At 60.6% G+C, this 274-nt stretch carries 1 protein-coding gene; it reads left to right on the forward strand.

The window, feature by feature from the left end; genetic code table 11:
• Nucleotides 1-274: IS30 family transposase (locus SB771_RS34380; protein WP_410721961.1), on the forward strand; the 274-nt coding region annotated here is incomplete at both ends.

Here is a 274-nt window from a genome sequence, read left to right on the forward strand (position 1 = left end):
TACGACAGAGCTTCACGTACGACCAGGGCAAGGAAATGGCGTGCCACCAGGAGCTCGCTGCCGCGACCGGTGTGAAGGTCTATTTCTGCGACCCTCACAGCCCCTGGCAGCGTGGCACGTGCGAGAACACCAATGGTCTGCTACGCCAGTATCTGCCCAAGGGCACGGATCTCTCGGTCTACAGCCAGGACGACCTTGATGACATCGCTGACAGCCTCAACAGCCGGCCACGTGCCACACACGCTTTCCACTCGCCGTTCGAAGTCTTTGCCAC

Source organism: Burkholderia sp. SIMBA_051 (genome assembly GCF_046534915.1).
Classification (GTDB): domain Bacteria; phylum Pseudomonadota; class Gammaproteobacteria; order Burkholderiales; family Burkholderiaceae; genus Burkholderia; species Burkholderia ambifaria.